We start from the raw sequence: 1,776 nt of genomic DNA on the forward strand, positions 1-1,776 counted from the left end.
AGCATCACCTCGGTCTGTCTGGCAGACCGAGTTGTCTGTATCGCAGGCAAGCCAGCGCCCACAGAGACTTAGGTGTACTGATACTCTGAGCTAAACCTTTCTACCGAGTCTGCGATGCCCCGGCCCAACCGCCACACTCTCTTCCCCTTCCTCGCCTGGCTGCCGCGCCAAACCCGCGCCAGCGTCGGCCGGGACGCGATTGTCGGGCTCAGCGGCGCCGTGCTCGCCTTGCCGCAGTCCATTGCCTACGCGCTGATCGCCGGGCTCCCACCCGAATACGGCCTGTATGCCGCCATCATCCCCGTCTTGATCGCCTGCCTGTGGGGCTCCTCCTGGCACCTGATCTGCGGCCCGACGGCGGCGATTTCCATCGTCCTGTACGCCAGCGTCAGTCCGCTGGCCGTGCCTGGCTCGCAGGACTACATCACGCTGATCCTGTTGCTCACATTCCTCGCCGGTGTGTTCCAGTGGCTGCTGGGCATGCTGCGCTTTGGCGCGCTGGTGAATTTCGTCTCGCATTCGGTGGTGCTGGGTTTCACTCTGGGCGCTGCCGTGGTGATTGCCTTGGGGCAATTGCCCAACTTGCTGGGGCTGGATTTGCCCAGCCAGGCCACGGCGATCAATAGCTTGCTGGCACTGGTGGACCATGCCGGTGAATGGGACCACGCCTCACTGACGCTGGGCCTGGGCACCTTGCTGGTGGGCGCGCTGCTCAAATACCTGGTCCCGCGTTGGCCAACACTGTTGATTGCCCTGACACTGGGCAGCCTGGTGGCGTGGCTGTGGCCGGCGATGTTCGGGCATGTGGCGCGGGTGAGTTCGTTTATCGGCAAACTGCCACCGTTCAGCCCGCTGCCGATGGACCTGGATATACTTCTGCGCCTGCTGCCCAGCGCCGTGGCGGTGGGCATGCTTGGGCTGGTCACCAGCCTGTCGATTGCGCGCTCGTTGTCGGCGCGTTCACAGCAATTGCTCGACGCCAATCAGGAAGTCCGTGCGCAGGGTCTATCCAATATCGTCGGCGGCTTTTTCTCCGGGTACTTGTCGGCCGGCTCCTTCACCCGCTCCGGCCTCAGCTATGAAGCAGGCGCCTGCTCGCCGTTGGCGGGCGTGTTTTCCGCGCTCTGGGTGGCATTGTTTGCGTTATTTGGCGCGGCCTTGATCGCGCACATCCCGATCCCGAGCATGGCCGCAAGCATCCTGCTGATTTGCTGGGGCCTGGTGGATCATCGTGGCATTCGCGCGCTGTTCCGCGTCAGCCGCGCCGAGTTTGTGGTGATGAGCCTGACCGGCGTCGCGACCTTGCTGCTGGAGCTGCAAACGGCGATTTACGCGGGCGTGCTGGCATCGTTGTTTTTCTACCTCAAACGCACCTCACAGCCGCGGGTTCAGCAATGGCGCGACGGTGATGAGGATGTGTTGCGGGTAGGCGGTTCGATCTTCTTCGGCGCCAGCCATTACCTGCAAGTGCGGCTGCAAAGCCTGCAGGGCGAGCGGGTGGTGATCGAGGCGCAGCAAATTAACTTTATCGACTATTCCGGGGTGGAGATGCTGCACCAGGAGGCGCGGCGGTTGGCGGGTATGGGGCGTAGCCTGACGTTGCGCCGGGCGCGGCCGCAAGTCGTCGAGGAACTGAAAAAGCTGGAAGGGGCCGATAAATGCCCCATCCATTTTGAAGAATAAACACGGTTAAAACTGTGGGAGCTGGCTTGCCTGCGATGGCGGTGAATCAGCCAGCACATCTGTATCTGATACACCGCCATCGCAGGCAAGCCA

General features: G+C 62.5%; 1 protein-coding gene. It reads left to right on the forward strand.

The window, feature by feature from the left end; translation table 11 throughout:
* Nucleotides 1-114: 114 nt before the first annotated feature.
* Nucleotides 115-1,683 (forward strand): SulP family inorganic anion transporter, encoded by a 1,569-nt coding sequence (locus FEM54_RS31870; protein ID WP_099550187.1) that lies wholly within the window; start codon nt 115-117, stop codon nt 1,681-1,683.
* Nucleotides 1,684-1,776 lie beyond the last annotated feature (93 nt).

It is taken from the genome of Pseudomonas edaphica (assembly GCF_005863185.1).
Taxonomy (GTDB): Bacteria; Pseudomonadota; Gammaproteobacteria; order Pseudomonadales; family Pseudomonadaceae; genus Aquipseudomonas; species Aquipseudomonas edaphica.